The organism is Azospirillum formosense, from assembly GCF_040500525.1.
GTDB classification, from domain to species: Bacteria; Pseudomonadota; Alphaproteobacteria; order Azospirillales; family Azospirillaceae; genus Azospirillum; species Azospirillum formosense_A.
In genome coordinates, this window is record NZ_CP159403.1 from 948,052 (window position 1) to 963,168 (window position 15,117).

Genomic DNA, 15,117 nt, shown 5'->3' on the forward strand with positions numbered 1-15,117 from the left:
AGTCGCCCTCACACCGCCGGTTGCAGCGAGCGTTCCATGGCCCCGGCGAGCTGACGCGGGGTTACCGGCTTGTGCATCAGGCCGAAGCCGTGGCGCACCGCGTCGCGCTGGCATTCCGGGCCGGTCTCCCCGGTCACGATGATCGCCGGGATCTCGGCGTCGAACAGCCGGCGGATGTCGAGGATGGCGTCGGTGCCGACCTTGCCCTCGCGCAGGCGGTAGTCGGCGATGATGATGTCCGGCTTGCGGCTGACCGAGCGCAGCTTGTCCACCGCCAGTTCCCCGGAGCCGGCGATCAGCACCTCGTAGCCCCATTCGCGCAGGATCGCCTGCAGGCCCAGCAGCACGATGGCGTCGTCGTCGATGACCATCGCCAGCCGCTCTTCCGCGCCGCCCGCCGCCGCCGGATGCGCCGCCACGGGATGCGCCGTTGACGCGAGATCGACGGGCTTCGAGGTTTCGCCCAGCGGCACTTCGATGGTGAAGACCGACCCGACGCCGGGCGTGGAGCGGACGGTCACCGGGTGGTCCAGAAGCAGCCCGATGCGCTGCACGATGGCGAGGCCCAGCCCGAGCCCCTGGCTGCGGTCGCGCTCCGGGTTTCCGACCTGATGGAACTCCTCGAAGATCCGGGGCAGATGCTCCTCCGAAATGCCGATGCCGGTGTCGGCGACCGTGATCCGCATCCGCCCGTCCACGACCGAGCAGGTGATGGCGATGTTGCCATGCTCGGTGTAGCGGATGGCGTTCTCCACGAGGTTGCGGATCATCCGCCCGAGAAGCACACGGTCGGAGCGGATGTTCAGCGGGCACCCCTCCATCGTCCAGTCCAGCCCCTTGCCGCGGGCCACCGGGGCGTAGCCCGCCGCGATGTGGTCGAGCAGCAGCGCCACCGGGAAGTCCTCCAGAGTCGGCTTGACCACACCGGCGTCCAGCCGCGACACGTCGAGCAGGCTGTCCAGCAACCCCTTCAGCGCGTCCAGCCCGCTTTCCAGGAGACGCAGCGCCTTCTGACCCTTCTCGCCCTGGACATGGCCGTGCAGCGCGCCAGAGAACAGGAACAGCGACTGCATCGGCTGGCGCAGGTCGTGGCTGGCCGACGCGAGGAACTTGGACTTGGACAAGGCCGCCCGTTCCGCCTCCTCCTTGGCCCGGCGCAGGGCGTCCTCGGCCTCCAGCCGGTCGGTCACGTCGGTGTTCGTGCCGAACCACAGAACGATGTCGCCGCCGGAATCGCGCACGGGCAGCGCCCGTGACAGGAACCAGCGGAAGGCGCCGTCCCGACCGGCCATGGGGAAGGTGTCCTCCCACGGTTCCCCCGTCCGGAAGGACCGCTGGAGACTGGCGGTGACGCGCTCGGCATGGTCGGCGGGAAGGATGCCGTCCCACAGCGGGCCGGTCGCGGAGTCCGTGCCCTCGACTCCCGTGTAGTCGCACCAGCGCTGGTTGTACCAGAAGATGCGGCCGTCCGGACGGGCCATCCAGGCAAGCTGCGGGATGGAGTCGGCCAGCGTGCGGAAGCGCAGCCCGACCTCCTCCGCCTCCTCCTTGGCGGCCTGCATCGCGTTGCGCGCTTCGAGGATGTCGGTGATGTCGGTGGAGGTGCCGAACCACCGCTCCTCCCCGCTTTCCGGATCGACGATCGCCAGCGCGCGCTGCTTGAACCAGCGGTAGGTGCCGTCGGCGCCGCGGATGCGCGCTTCCGTGTCGTAGATGATCCGTTGATCGACCGCCTGCGCCCAGATGGCGAGAATCCGCTCGCGGTCGTCGGGGTGGATGGAGTTGGCCCAGCCGAGGCCCTTGGCCGACGTCTCGGTCTGGCCGGTGTAGGCCAGCCACTGCCGGCTGAGATAGTCGCCGCTGCCGTCGGGCCGGCAGGTCCAGACCATCTGCGGCAGCGCCTCCAGGAGCGTGCGGTAGCGGTGTTCGCTGGCGCGCAGGGCGGCCTCCGCCGCGCGGTGGGCGGACACGTCGCGGAAATAGATGGACAGGCCGCCGCCCGCCTGCGGGTAGACGTTGAACATGGTCCAGCGCTGGAAGATGCCGGACAGCGCCTCGAACTCCCGCGGCTGCTGGTCGGCCATGGCCGCTTCGAAGGTGCGGATGATCGTGTTGCTGGCCACCTCCGGGTACAGGTCCAGCAGGCCGCGCCCGACGAGCTCGTCGCGCGGACGCTCGAACATCTCCTCCGCGCGCTTGTTCACGTAGGTGATCCGCCAGTCGCGGTCGATGGCGTAGAACGCGTCGCCGATGCTCTCCAGGATCTGGTTCGCCTGCTCCACCGCGCGTTCCAGCGCGCGCTCGGCGAGAAGGCGCTTGCTGATGTCCTGGAAATAGATGGCCAGCCCGGCGGACGACGGGAACACCCGCAGGAAGAGCCAGACACCAAGCGGCACGAAATAGGCCTCGAACTCGTCCGGCCGGCGGTCCCTCATGGCGACGTGCAGGCGGTCCCACAGCACCGTCCCCATGGCGTCGGGAAAGGCGTCCCACAAACGCTGTCCGGTCAGGTCGCTGCTGCCGCCCATCAGGCCGCGCGCGCGCCCGTTCATGTAAGCGATGCGCCAGGACCGGTCGACCTCGTAGACGCCGTCCGTCGTGCTTTCCAGAATGGCGTGGGACCGCCGGTCGGCCTCCGCCGCCGCCTCCGCCACGCGGGCGCGCCGCTCCGCCGCCTCCCGCCGGTCGTGCGACCGGGCGAGGACCCTGGCGATCAGCGCCGCCACCCCCAGCGCCCCCAGCCCGCCGCCGGCGACCGTGTAAACCGTGCGCCGCGCCGCCGCCTTGATCGGCGCCGACGGTGCTCCAAGAGCCAGGATCCAGCCGGGCGCGGCGATGGAGCCGGCTTTTGCCGACAGCACCTCCTCCCCCTGCCGCGTGTCGGACAGGAAGAACTCCTCGCCGGACTTCAGCGCCTTGGCCAATGAGTCATGGACGGGCTGCCCGACCACGGGATCGAACGCCGTGTTGGACCGGGTGCGGGCGATGACCAGACCGTCCTTGTCGAAAAGCGCAATGATCCAGTCCGGCCCCATGACCTGATCGACCAGGACCTGACGCAGGGACCAGGCCCGCACATAGGCGGTCAGGACCAACCGCACCTCGCCGACGCCCCACACCGGCACGCTGACGGCGAAAACCGGCTCCACCTTGCCGGTCGGATCGGTGATCACGCCGCTGACCCAGACCTCTCCCGAACGGAACACACGGTCCGTCTGCGCGGCGCGGGCGGCGGGATCGATGGTGTTGGCCTCCGGCTCCTGCGGCCGGTGGAGCAGGTTGATCTCGCCCCGGCGGTCGCGCACCTCCAGGGCGACCCAATCCGGACGCTGGCGCAGCGCGCGTTCCGACCGCTCCATCCAGACGGCGCGGTCGCCGATGTCCAGCGAACGGGCCGAGGACATGATTTCGAGCGCGCTGCGCGTCATAAGGACGCGCCCATCCACCGTCCGCACCGCCGCGTCGGTGGCGTGGCGGATCAGTTCCTCGACCGACCGCTCCTGTTGCCGGTCGACCAACATGATCGCGGCCACCGCGAAGGCGACGAGGGGAAGAAGCGCCAGCAGGGCCACAAAGGGGAGACGAAGGCGCATGCCCGATTTTCAGAAACTGTTGACGCCGCGCACTATAGACAGGCACTCAAGCGACTCCTACAGAATCCGCCCGTCTATCACTTTTTTCAGGAGCGAACGTTTGAAGTTCTTGGCGCTCTCAAATGAAATTTGGATGCACTACAAAAAGTGGTAATGGGCGGCGCGCAAGGCCACAGATTGGCGCAGCCCTGGATTTTCGATGACCAAATATCGATGGCGGGCCTGCGGGAATTCGATTTGCCGCGGGGACAGGTGGGCGGCACATTGGTCCAATGCCTGAATCCATGCCCCATTCCGCTTCCGCCGGCCGAAGCGGCGATATCCGCTTCGGCGAGTTCGTCGCGCTCATGGCCCTTCTGATGGCGCTGACGGCGCTGTCGATCGACATCATGCTCGTTGCCCTGCCGGACATCGCCGCGTCCTTCGGGGTGGTGCGGGAGAACGACCGGCAGCTCGTCATCACCGCCTACATGCTGGGTTTCGCGATCGGACAGCCGTTCCACGGGCCGCTGTCCGACCGCTTCGGGCGCAAGCCGGTGCTGGCCGCCGGGCTGGTGATCTTCGCCATAGGGTCGTTGGGCGCGGTCTTCGCCCCCAGCTTCACCACGCTTCTGGCCGCCCGCGCGCTTCAGGGCTTCGGCGCCGCCGCCCCGCGCGTCGTCGCCATCGCCATCGTGCGCGACCGCTTCGTCGGGCGCGACATGGCGCGGGTCATGTCCTTCGTGATGATGATCTTCATCATCGTGCCGATCATCGCGCCGGCCCTGGGCGAGGGCATCCTGCGTCTCGGCACCTGGCCGTGGGTGTTCGGCGCCCTGTTCCTGGCCGCCGTCGCCGCCTTCGCCTGGTCGATGCTGCGGCTGACGGAAACGCGAGCGGCGGAGGACCGGATGCCGCTGTCCCCGGCGGCGCTCGGCCACGCCTTCCGCAAGGTGGTGACGACGCGCGCGACGGTCGGCTACACCGCGGCGATGGGCCTCCTGTTCGGCGGGCTGCTGAGCTACGTCGGCAGCGCCCAGCAGATTTTCGTCGACGTCTACGGGCTGGGCGCGCTGTTCCCGGTGGCCTTCGGCGCCATCGCCGGCGTGATGGCGCTGGCCTCGCTGGTCAACGCGCGGCTGGTCGGGCGGGTCGGCATGCACCGGGTGTCGCACGTCGCCCTGATCGGCTACACGCTGACCGGCGTCGCCATGGCGCTGCTCGGCTTTCCGGAGCATCCGCCGCTGCTCGGCCTCGGCCTGTTCATGGCGGCGATCTTCTTCTGCTTCGGCCTGATCGCCCCGAACTTCAACGCCATGGCGATGGAACCGCTGGGCCATGTGGCGGGCATGGGATCGTCCTTCGTCGGCTTCTTCAGCACCGGCATGGCGGCGGTGGTCGGCTGGATCGTCGGCCAGTCCTTCGACGGCACCGTGCGCCCGCTGACCATCGGCTTCACCGTGCTGGGCGTGCTGGCGCTGCTGACGGTTTTGCTGACCGAGCGCGGAACCCTGATGCGTTCCACCCGCGCCGCCGCGGCGGCCCAGCCGGGGGACTGACGCCCGAGCCGGACGTCGGCCGGCACGGCGTCTCCGTCCTTGCCACCGGTGTGTCCAATTCGGCATAACGTGCGCGATGCCCGGAAGCGGGCCACGGGCGGGCACCGGCCCATCACGCTTGGGAGGGGACTGTGTTCCGCAAATTCGTCTATCTGCTGGCCTTGGCGCGCGAGCAGCATTTCGGCCGGGCGGCGGAGGCCTGCCACGTCTCCCAGCCGACGCTGTCCAACGCCATCCGCCAGCTCGAGGACGAACTGCGCGTGCCCATCGTCGAGCGCGGGCAGAAATTCTCCGGCTTCACGCCGGAAGGGCTGAAGGTGCTCGAATACGCGCGCCGCATCGTCGCGGAACGGGACGGGCTGTACCAGGAGCTGACGGCGCTCGGCCAGGGCCTGTCCGGCCATCTGCGGATCGGCGCCATCCCGACCGCTCTGCCCGCCGTCCCCCATGTGCTGGCCCGCTTCGCCGAGCGCTACCCGCAGATCCGCTCCAGCGTGCGTTCGCTCAGCTCGCGGGACATCCAGCGCGACCTCGACGGGTTCGAGCTGGACGCCGCCGTCACCTACCTCGACAACGAGCCGCTGAGCAACGTCCGCACCGTGCCGCTCTTCTCGGAGCGCTACTTCCTCCTGGCCCAGCGCCGCCAGGTCCGGGAGGGCGCCACCGGCATCCGCTGGGCGGACGCGGCGAAACTGCCGCTGTGCCTGCTCACCCCGGACATGCAGAACCGCCGCATCGCCGACACCGCCTTCCGCATGGCCGACCGGACGGTGGTTCCGCTGATGGAGACGAACTCCATCGTCACCATCTACACCATCGTGCGCAGCGGTCTGGCGGCCAGCGTGGTGCCCAGCCAGCTCCTCACCCTGGTCGCGCTCCACCCCGATCTGGTCGCCCTGCCGCTGACCGAGCCCGACCTGACCTACGCCGTCGGACTCGTCTACGCCGACCGCGATCCGCCGGCCCCGCTCGCCAAGGCGCTGGCCTCCGTCGCCGCCGAACCGGGCCTCGCCGAGCGCGTGCGCGCCTTGACCGACGAGGCCCTGGCCCCCTGGGGCCTGCCAAAAGGGCTATGATCTCAAGGACATAACCGCGCGATCCGTGTGGTGATAGCGAAACCCTATCACCGCATCAGAAAATCAAATTTGCGCGCCTCCTCCAATGTCCGTAACGCTGACGGACGAGACACCAACGAAGCGCCGCCGATCCAGGCGGACGCGGGGGAGGAGACCATGAACGCCCGATCTCCATGGAGCGAGGACCGCGCCACGGCGGTGATCGCCGCCAACCGTCACCTGCGCGGGGCCCTGCTGCCGATGCTGCACGCTCTGCAGGAAGAGTTCGGCTGCATCGACGAGGAGGCCATCCCGCTGCTGGCGCGTGAGCTGAACCTGTCGCGCGCCGACGTGCACGGGGTGGTGTCCTTCTACCACGAGTTCCGCCGCAGCCGTCCCGGCCGCCACACCATCAAGGTCTGCCGAGCCGAGGCCTGCCAGTCGATGAACGCCGACGGGCTGATCGAGCACATCCGCCGCCGCCTGAAGGTGGATTTCCACGAGACCACCGCCGACGACGCCTTCTCGCTGGAGCCGGTCTTCTGCCTGGGCAACTGCGCCCTGGCCCCCGCCGTGATGGTCGACGAGACGCTGCACGGCCGGGTCAGCCCGGCCCGCTTCGACGCCATCACCGCCTCCACCCTGGCCACGGAGGCCGCGCGATGAACGAGCCCCTGCACACGGTTTACGTGCCGCGCGACGCCGCCGCCCTGTCGGTGGGCGCCGACGAGACCGCCGCCGCCATCCGCGCGGAAGCCACCCGGCGCGGCATCCCGCTGCGCATCGTCCGCAACGGTTCCCGCGGCATGCTCTGGCTGGAGACCCTGGTCGAGGTGGAGACTCCCGAGGGCCGCGTCGCCTACGGCCCGGTGATGGCCGAGGACGTGGCCGGGCTGTTCGACGCCGGCTTCCTGGAGGGCGCCGACCACGCCCTGGCCCACGGCCTGACCGAGAAGATCCCCTACTTCGCCAAGCAGGAGCGGCTGACCTTCGCCCGCTGCGGCATCATCGACCCGCTGTCGGTCGAGGATTACCGGCTGCACGGCGGCTTCCGCGGGCTGGAGCGGGCGCTCGCCATGACCCCGGCGGAGATCGTCACCGAGGTCACCGAGTCCGGCCTGCGCGGCCGCGGCGGCGCCGGCTTCCCGACCGGCATCAAGTGGAACACGGTGCTGAACGCCAAGGCGGACCAGAAGTACATCTGCTGCAACGCCGACGAGGGCGACAGCGGCACCTTCGCCGACCGCATGATCATGGAAGGCGACCCCTTCTGCCTGATCGAGGGCATGACCATCGCCGCCATCGCGGTGGGCGCCACCGAGGGCTACATCTACATCCGCTCCGAATACCCGCACGCCGTCGCGACGATGCGCGAGGCGATCCGGCTGGCCTATGACGAGAAGTGGCTGGGCGACGAGATCCACGGCACCGGCCACCGCTTCCACCTCGACGTCCGCGTCGGCGCCGGCGCCTACATCTGCGGCGAGGAGACCTCCATGCTGGAAAGCCTGGAGGGCAAGCGCGGCACCGTCCGGGCCAAGCCGCCGCTGCCGGCGCTGGAGGGCCTGTTCGGCAAGCCGACCGTCGTCAACAACGTGCTGTCGCTGACCTCCGTCCCGATCATCCTGGACAAAGGCGCCAACCACTACCGCGACTTCGGCGTCGGCCGCTCGCGCGGCACGCTGGCCTTCCAGCTCGCCGGCAACATCAAGCACGGCGGCATCGTCGAGAAGGCCTTCGGCGTCACCCTGCACGAGCTGCTCTACGAGTTCGGCGGCGGCACCATCACCGGGCGCCCGATCCGCGCGGTGCAGGCCGGCGGCCCGCTCGGCGCCTACCTGCCGCCCTCGCTGTTCGAGCTGCCGAAGGATTACGAGGCCTTCGCGGCGGTCGAGGCGATGGTCGGCCACGGCGGCATCGTCGTCTTCGACGACAGCGTCGACATGGCCAAGCAGGCCCGTTTCGCCATGGAGTTCTGCGCCGCCGAATCCTGCGGCAAGTGTACCCCCTGCCGCATCGGCGCGGTGCGCGGCGTCGAGGTGATGGACCACATCATCGCCGGCGAGAAGGTGGAGGCGAACATCACGCTGCTCAACGACCTGTGCGAGGTCATGACCGACGGCTCGCTCTGCGCCATGGGCGGCATGACGCCGATCCCGGTGCGCAGCGCCCTGAAGCACTTCCCCGAGGATTTCACCCGCAGCCCCGCGGCTGTCGCGGCCGAGTGAGCGGAAAGGACCAGATCCCATGTCCATCCAAGACATCGATTACGGCACCCCGGCCCGCGAGTCCGCCACCATGGTGACGCTGGACATCGACGGCCGCACGGTGACCGTGCCGGAAGGCACCTCGGTGATGCGCGCGGCCATGGAGGCCGGCATCACCGTGCCCAAGCTGTGCGCCACCGACATGCTGGACGCCTATGGCTCCTGCCGCCTGTGCATGGTGGAGATCGAGGGACGGCGCGGCACGCCGGCCTCCTGCACCACGCCGGTCGCCCCGGGCATGAAGGTGCATACCCAGAACGAGCGTCTGGGCCGTCTGCGCCGCGGCGTGATGGAGCTGTACATCTCCGACCATCCGCTGGATTGCCTGACCTGCCCGACCAACGGCAATTGCGAGCTTCAGGACATGGCCGGCGCGGTCGGCCTGCGCAACGTCCGCTACGGCTACGAGGGTGAGAACCACCGCGCCGCCGTGAAGGACGAGAGCAACCCCTACTTCACCTTCGACCCGTCCAAGTGCATCGTCTGCTCGCGCTGCGTGCGGGCCTGCGGCGAGGTCCAGGGCACCTTCGCCCTGACCATCGACGGGCGCGGCTTCGACAGCAAGGTGTCGCCGGGCGCGCTGGAACAGTTCATGGACAGCGAGTGCGTGTCCTGCGGCGCCTGCGTCCAGGCCTGCCCGACCGCGACCCTGACCGAGAAGTCGCTGATCGAGCTGGGCCAGCCGGAGCACAGCGTCATCACCACCTGCGCCTATTGCGGCGTCGGCTGCTCCTTCAAGGCGGAGATGAAGGGCACCACCGTGGTCCGCATGGTCCCCCACAAGGACGGCGGCGCCAACGAGGGCCATTCCTGCGTCAAGGGCCGCTTCGCCTGGGGCTACGCCACCCACGCCGACCGCCAGATGCAGCCGATGATCCGCGAGAGCATCGACGATCCGTGGCGCGTCGTGTCCTGGGAGGAGGCGATCGCCTACGCCGCCACCCGCCTGCGCGCGGTCCAGCAGAAATACGGCCGCGGCTCCATCGGCGGCATCACCTCGTCCCGTTGCACGAACGAGGAGGTTTATGTCGTCCAGAAGATGATCCGCGCCGCCTTCGGCAACAACAACGTCGACACCTGCGCCCGCGTCTGCCATTCCCCGACCGGCTACGGCCTGAAGCAGACCTTCGGCACCTCCGCCGGCACGCAGGACTTCAAGAGCGTCGACAAGTCCGACGTGATCCTGGTCATCGGCGCCAACCCGACGGACGGCCACCCGGTCTTCGGCTCGCGCATGAAGAAGCGGCTGCGCCAGGGCGCCAAGCTGATCGTCATCGATCCGCGCCGCATCGACCTCGTGCGCAGCCCGCACGTCTCGGCGACGCACCACCTCCAGCTCCGTCCCGGCACCAACGTCGCCGCGATGAACGCGCTGGCCCATGTGATCGTCACCGAGGAACTGGTCGACCGCAACTTCGTGGCCGACCGTTGCGACCCGATGGAGTTCGCCCGGTGGGAAGCCTTCGTCCGCGACCCGCGCCACTCCCCGGAGAACACCGAGCAGTACACCGGCATCCCGGCGGCGGAGATGCGCGCGGCGGCCCGGCTTTACGCCACCGGCGGCAACGCGGCGATCTATTACGGCCTGGGCGTCACCGAGCACAGCCAGGGTTCGACCGCCGTGATGGGCATGGCGAACCTCGCCATGGCGACCGGCAACATCGGGCGTGACGGCGTCGGCGTGAACCCGCTGCGCGGACAGAACAACGTCCAGGGCTCCTGCGACATGGGCTCCTTCCCGCACGAGCTGACCGGCTACCGCCATGTCTCCGACGATGTGGTCCGCCAGCAGTTCGAGGAGGTGTGGAACGCGGCGCTCGACCCCGAGCCGGGCCTGCGCATCCCCAACATGTTCGACTCCGCGGTGGACGGCACCTTCAAGGGCATCTTCGTGCAGGGCGAGGACATCGCCCAGTCCGACCCGAACACCCAGCATGTGTTCGCCGCCCTGCGGGCCATGGAGATCGTCGTGGTGCAGGACCTGTTCCTGAACGAGACCGCGGCCTTCGCCCACGTCTTCCTGCCCGGCACCTCCTTCCTGGAGAAGGACGGCACCTTCACCAACGCCGAGCGCCGCATCAACCGCGTCCGCCCGGTGATGCCGTCCAAGACCGGCAAGCAGGAATGGGAGGTCGTCTGCGATCTGGCCACCGCCATGGGCTATCCCATGTTCTACCGCAGCGGCGCGCAGATCATGGACGAGATCGCCCGCCTGACCCCCACCTTCTCCGGCGTCAGCTTCGAGAAGCTGGACCGGGTGGGCAGCGTGCAGTGGCCCTGCACCGACGAGGAGTCGGTCGGCACGCCGATCATGCACGCCGACGGCTTCGTCCGCGGCCAGGGCCGCTTCATGATCACCGAGTATGTGCCGACGGAGGAGCGCGCTTCCCGCTTCTACCCGCTGATCCTGACGACGGGCCGCATCCTCAGCCACTACAACGTCGGCGCCCAGACCCGCCGTACCGCCAACGTGGCGTGGCACCCGGAGGACATTCTGGAACTCCACGCCCACGACGCCGAGGAGCGGGGCATCCGCGACGGCGATCTGGTCTCCATCGCCAGCCGCATCGGCGCCACGACGCTGCGGGCGCGCATCTCCGACCGGATGCCGCAGGGTGTGGTCTACACCACCTTCCACCACCCGGTGACGGGCGCCAACGTGGTCACCACCGAGAATTCGGATTGGGCCACCAACTGCCCCGAATACAAGGTGACCGCGGTGCAGGTGACGCTGAGCAACCACCCGTCCGACTGGCAGATCCGCCGCGGCGATCTGGTGGAAGTGGCGGCGGAGTAAAGCGGCAACGCGCAGCGGAGGACCAGCCATGCTCACTCACGCCCATTCCCTGCCGGCCAGCGGCACCGGCTTTCCGGAATTCGCCGATCAGGCGGCGAATCAGGCGGCCAGAACGGCGGACGTGACGTGGCTGGTCGCCGAGGAGACCCCGGTGGCGTTCGAATACAACGGACGCTCCCACGCCGTGATGATGGCGACGCCCGCCGATCTGGAGGACTTCGCGCTCGGCTTCAGCCTGTGCGAGGAAATCGTCGGCAGCGCCGCCGACATCGACCGCGTCGACGTCCGCCCGGTCGAGGACGGCATCGTCCTGTCCATCGAGGCGGACCCGTTGCGTCTTCTGCGCGGCTCGCTCCGCCGCCGTTCCATGGAAGGGCGGAGCGGCTGCGGCCTGTGCGGGGTGGACAGCCTCGCCAACGCGGTGCGCGAACCGCCGCGGGTGACGGCGGGCTTCACCCCGTCGGTGGAGGCGGTGGCCGCCGCCTTCACCGCCCTGCCCGACCACCAGCCGATGAACCGCGCCAACAGATCGTTGCACGCGGCGGCCTGGGCCGGGCCGGACGGTCGCATCGTGATGGCGCGGGAAGACGTCGGGCGGCACAACGCGCTCGACAAGCTGGCCGGCGCGCTGGCCCGCGCGGGCATCGACCCGTCCGGCGGCTTCGCGGTGATGAGCAGCCGTTGCAGCTTCGAACTGGTCCAGAAGGCCGCGACCATCGGCATCCCCATGCTCGCCACCATTTCCGCCCCCACGGCGCTGGCTCTGAAGCTCGCCCGCGCCGCCGGCATGACCCTGGCCGCCCGCGCGCGCGGCAACGGCGTCATGCTGTTCCGTTAAAATCACTATTCCGGGAACCGACCCATGGACACCACACGCGAACTCGTCCGCATGGCCAACCAGATCGCCAGCTATTTCCAGTCCTACCCGCAGGACGAGGCGGTGATCGAAACCGCCGGCCACATCCGCGCCTTCTGGGAGCCGCGCATGCGCCAGCGCCTTCTGGAGCACAGCAGCGCCGGCGGCGAGGGCCTGCACGAGATCGTCACCCAGGCGATCGAGCGGCTGAAGGGGCCGATGGCGGGGAGCGCGTAGTTCATTGGCGTTCTTGCCCCCTCCCCGGCCCTCCCCCGCTTCGCGGGAGAGGGGGTTTAGTTCCCTCCCCTGCGAAGCGGGGGAGGGCCGGGGAGGGGGCAACAGCACCTCTCCTGCTCAGGCCCGCTGGCTCAGCAACCCCTTGAGCACGCGCGACAGCAGGTCCGCGAGTTGGAACTGCTCCGGCCCCGGCAGGGCCGCGATGACCGCGGCGAAATCCTTCAACGGGTCGTATTCGAGAAGCGCCAACGCCTTCTCCGTCGGATGAAGCTGCACGACGCGGCGGTCTTCCGGCACCGGAACCCGCGTCAGCAACTCCTTCGTCACCAGAACCTCGACCATCTGGGACGCCGCGCCGCGGGTGGTCGCGTGGAAGTCCGCGAAGGCGGACACCGTCCGCTGGCTGTCGTTGGCGCGCGCGAAATAGCGCAGCGCCGTCCACTGCGACGGTTTCAAACCCTGCGTGTAGCCCATGCTGTCGGCGATGTGACCGATGTGCATCATGACCTCGGCGATCGCCTGCGCCGATGCCAGGGACTGGGGGCTTTTCGACATGGCAGCGGGGTCTCGACAGTTGTCAAAAATTGACCCGGAGCGCAGCGAAACAGCCGGCAACGAGTCTGTACGATGCAGAGACTATATGATTACAAAACTAACATACCCCAGTAGGCAAGTCCATGACTCCCCCACGCCCGACGACGGAGCGCACACTACGTCATTGGGACAGTAAACGAAACATTGACCTTAAGTCTCATCCAGCACAAGGTGTCGCACCCTCCCTGTGGCGCCGTCCGGTTCATCGGACCGGTGCGGAGACAACGCAGGGCACCTACCACCTCGTGTCGGGGCTGCGCCGCGCGTTTTGTCTGGCGTTGCGCCGCGACTCGCCTATATATGCGCGCCATGACCAGCACGCCCCCGTCCATTCCCGGTTTCAAGACCAACCCGGCCTCGTCCCCCAAGGTGGGGATCGTCAGCCTGGGCTGCCCCAAGGCGCTCGTCGACTCCGAGCGCATCCTCACGCGCCTGCGCGCCGAGGGCTACGACATCTCGCCGTCCTACGACGGCGCGGATGTCGTTTTGGTCAACACCTGCGGCTTCCTCGATTCCGCCAAGAAGGAATCGCTGGAGGCCATCGGCGAGGCGATCAAGGAGAACGGCCGCGTCATCGTGACCGGCTGCATGGGCGTGGAATCGGACATGATCCGGCAGGTCCATCCGGACGTGCTGGCTGTCACCGGTCCCCATCAGTACGAGCAGGTGGTCAACGCCGTGCACGACGCCGTGCCGCCGGTGCATGACCCCTTCACCGATCTGGTCCCGCCGGAAGGGCTGCGGCTGACCCCGCGCCACTACGCCTACCTGAAGATTTCCGAGGGCTGCAACAACCGCTGCAGCTTCTGCATCATCCCGTCCCTGCGCGGCGATCTGGTCAGCCGTCCGGTCGTCTCGGTACTGCGCGAGGCGGAGAAGCTGGCGACCGCCGGCGTCAAGGAGCTGCTGGTCATCTCCCAGGACACCAGCGCCTACGGCGTCGACCGCAAATACGCGGAAGAGGACTGGTACGGGCGCAAGGTGAAGGCCCGCTTCATCGACCTCTGTCGCGAGCTGGCGAACTTCGACGTCTGGGTGCGCCTGCACTACGTCTACCCCTACCCGCATGTGGACGAGGTGATCCCGCTGATGGCGGAGGGCCGCATCCTCCCCTATCTCGACATCCCGTTCCAGCACGCCTCCCCCACCGTCTTGAAGGCGATGCGCCGCCCGGCGGCCCAGGAGAAGCAGCTCGACCGCATCCGGAAGTGGCGGCAGGAATGCCCGCATCTGGTGCTGCGCTCCACCTTCATCACCGGCTTCCCCGGCGAGACGGAGGAGGATTTCCAGTTCATGCTGGACTGGCTGAAGGAAGCGCAGCTCGACCGCGTCGGCTGCTTCAAGTACGAGCCGGTCGAGGGCGCCACCGCCAACGACCTGCCCGGCGCCGTTCCGGAAGAGGTCAAGCAGGAGCGCTGGGAGCGCTTCATGGAGACCCAGAAGGCGATCAGCGCCGAGCGGCTCCAGCAGAAGGTCGGCTTCACGCTGGGCGTCCTCATCGACGAGGTCGACGAGGAGGGCGCCATCGGCCGCTCCTACGCCGACGCGCCGGAGATCGACGGCAACGTCTTCCTGAACGGCGAGACGAACGTGAAGCCGGGCGACATCGTGGACGTGACCATCGAACACGCCGACGAATACGACCTCTGGGGTTCCATCGAACGCGCCGAGTGAGCGGCGTCGACCAAAGAAAAAAGGCCGGGACGGCGAAGCCTCCCGGCCCTTTTTCTTTGGTTCACTCAGTACAGCCGGCCGCCGTTCGGCACGCCCTGCCCCGGCCCGACCAGCACGACCTCGCCCTCCGCATCGGGCAGGCCCAGGCACAGGACCTCGCTGGTGAAGGGGCCGATGCGCTTGGGCGGGAAATTCACCACACCCAGCACCTGCCGCCCCACCAGCTCGTCCGGCGTGTAGTGGCGGGTGATCTGGGCCGAACTGCGCCGGGTCCCGACCTCCGGTCCGAAATCGATGGTCAGCTTGTAGGCGGGCTTGCGCGCCTCCGGAAAAGGCTCCGCCACGGTGATGGTGCCGACGCGGATGTCCACCTTCAGGAAATCGTCGTAGCTGATGGTCACGGGTCTTGCCTCTGCCCTGCTTCAATGGTCGCGGGAAAGGCTAGCACCGGCGACGCCGAAGCCGAAACGCGAAAGGGCCGCCCCGGTGGGCGGCCCCTTGCAGCA

Annotated in this window: 11 protein-coding genes; 8 read left to right on the plus strand and 3 right to left on the minus strand. The window is 68.6% G+C overall.

Features of this window, described 5'->3' with window-relative positions; genetic code table 11:
- Window positions 1–8: 8 nt before the first annotated feature.
- Entirely contained in the window at window positions 9–3,593 is a 3,585-nt protein-coding gene (locus ABVN73_RS17490; RefSeq protein ID WP_353859566.1) for a PAS domain S-box protein, read from the minus strand.
- 284 nt (window positions 3,594–3,877) lie between these two features.
- Here ABVN73_RS17490 and ABVN73_RS17495 point away from each other — a divergent pair, with 284 nt between their 5' ends.
- From ABVN73_RS17495 to ABVN73_RS17525, 7 genes are all read left to right on the plus strand, one after another.
- Window positions 3,878–5,131 carry a multidrug effflux MFS transporter gene (locus ABVN73_RS17495; protein ID WP_353859567.1) on the plus strand — a complete coding sequence of 418 codons (1,254 nt, stop codon included), beginning with the start codon at window positions 3,878–3,880 and terminating at the stop codon, window positions 5,129–5,131.
- Between the two features lie 131 nt (window positions 5,132–5,262).
- Window positions 5,263–6,207, plus strand: coding sequence for a LysR family transcriptional regulator (locus ABVN73_RS17500; protein WP_353859568.1), 945 nt, complete (start codon window positions 5,263–5,265; stop codon window positions 6,205–6,207).
- A gap of 156 nt (window positions 6,208–6,363) precedes the next feature.
- The gene (locus ABVN73_RS17505) at window positions 6,364–6,852 is read left to right on the plus strand and encodes a formate dehydrogenase subunit gamma (protein ID WP_014197167.1); all 489 of its coding nucleotides are present in this window, start codon (window positions 6,364–6,366) and stop codon (window positions 6,850–6,852) included.
- Window positions 6,849–8,414: an NADH-ubiquinone oxidoreductase-F iron-sulfur binding region domain-containing protein gene (locus tag ABVN73_RS17510; RefSeq protein WP_353859569.1), complete on the plus strand. Its 1,566-nt coding sequence runs from the start codon at window positions 6,849–6,851 to the stop codon at window positions 8,412–8,414. Before ABVN73_RS17505 ends, ABVN73_RS17510 begins: the two co-directional genes overlap by 4 nt.
- Before the next feature lie 19 nt (window positions 8,415–8,433).
- The gene (gene fdhF / locus ABVN73_RS17515; protein ID WP_353859570.1) at window positions 8,434–11,250 is read left to right on the plus strand and encodes a formate dehydrogenase subunit alpha; all 2,817 of its coding nucleotides are present in this window, start codon (window positions 8,434–8,436) and stop codon (window positions 11,248–11,250) included.
- Window positions 11,251–11,278: 28 nt separating this feature from the next.
- Entirely contained in the window at window positions 11,279–12,088 is an 810-nt protein-coding gene (gene fdhD / locus ABVN73_RS17520) for a formate dehydrogenase accessory sulfurtransferase FdhD (RefSeq protein ID WP_353859571.1), read from the plus strand.
- A gap of 24 nt (window positions 12,089–12,112) precedes the next feature.
- Window positions 12,113–12,343 (plus strand): formate dehydrogenase subunit delta, encoded by a 231-nt coding sequence (locus ABVN73_RS17525; protein WP_353859572.1) that lies wholly within the window; start codon window positions 12,113–12,115, stop codon window positions 12,341–12,343.
- Window positions 12,344–12,460: 117 nt separating this feature from the next.
- Here ABVN73_RS17525 and ABVN73_RS17530 read toward each other — a convergent pair whose 3' ends face one another.
- Window positions 12,461–12,898 (minus strand): MarR family winged helix-turn-helix transcriptional regulator, encoded by a 438-nt coding sequence (locus tag ABVN73_RS17530; RefSeq protein WP_094302447.1) that lies wholly within the window; start codon window positions 12,896–12,898, stop codon window positions 12,461–12,463.
- A gap of 348 nt (window positions 12,899–13,246) precedes the next feature.
- On the opposite strand from ABVN73_RS17530, the gene rimO reads away from it, so the two are divergent.
- Entirely contained in the window at window positions 13,247–14,611 is a 1,365-nt protein-coding gene (rimO, locus tag ABVN73_RS17535) for a 30S ribosomal protein S12 methylthiotransferase RimO (protein WP_137116378.1), read from the plus strand.
- 65 nt (window positions 14,612–14,676) lie between these two features.
- Here rimO and ABVN73_RS17540 read toward each other — a convergent pair whose 3' ends face one another.
- Window positions 14,677–15,012 carry a tRNA-binding protein gene (locus ABVN73_RS17540; RefSeq protein WP_353859573.1) on the minus strand — a complete coding sequence of 112 codons (336 nt, stop codon included), beginning with the start codon at window positions 15,010–15,012 and terminating at the stop codon, window positions 14,677–14,679.
- Window positions 15,013–15,117 lie beyond the last annotated feature (105 nt).

Bases quoted from the DNA above. Each gene is read 5' to 3' on its own strand.
- ABVN73_RS17490 (WP_353859566.1), bottom strand. From the start codon at position 3,593: ATGCGCCTTCGTCTCCCCTTTGTGGCCCTGCTGGCGCTTCTTCCCCTC.
- ABVN73_RS17495 (WP_353859567.1), top strand. From the start codon at position 3,878: ATGCCCCATTCCGCTTCCGCCGGCCGAAGCGGCGATATCCGCTTCGGC.
- ABVN73_RS17505 (WP_014197167.1), top strand. From the start codon at position 6,364: ATGAACGCCCGATCTCCATGGAGCGAGGACCGCGCCACGGCGGTGATC.
- ABVN73_RS17510 (WP_353859569.1), top strand. From the start codon at position 6,849: ATGAACGAGCCCCTGCACACGGTTTACGTGCCGCGCGACGCCGCCGCC.
- fdhF (WP_353859570.1), top strand. From the start codon at position 8,434: ATGTCCATCCAAGACATCGATTACGGCACCCCGGCCCGCGAGTCCGCC.
- fdhD (WP_353859571.1), top strand. From the start codon at position 11,279: ATGCTCACTCACGCCCATTCCCTGCCGGCCAGCGGCACCGGCTTTCCG.
- ABVN73_RS17525 (WP_353859572.1), top strand. From the start codon at position 12,113: ATGGACACCACACGCGAACTCGTCCGCATGGCCAACCAGATCGCCAGC.
- ABVN73_RS17530 (WP_094302447.1), bottom strand. From the start codon at position 12,898: ATGTCGAAAAGCCCCCAGTCCCTGGCATCGGCGCAGGCGATCGCCGAG.
- rimO (WP_137116378.1), top strand. From the start codon at position 13,247: ATGACCAGCACGCCCCCGTCCATTCCCGGTTTCAAGACCAACCCGGCC.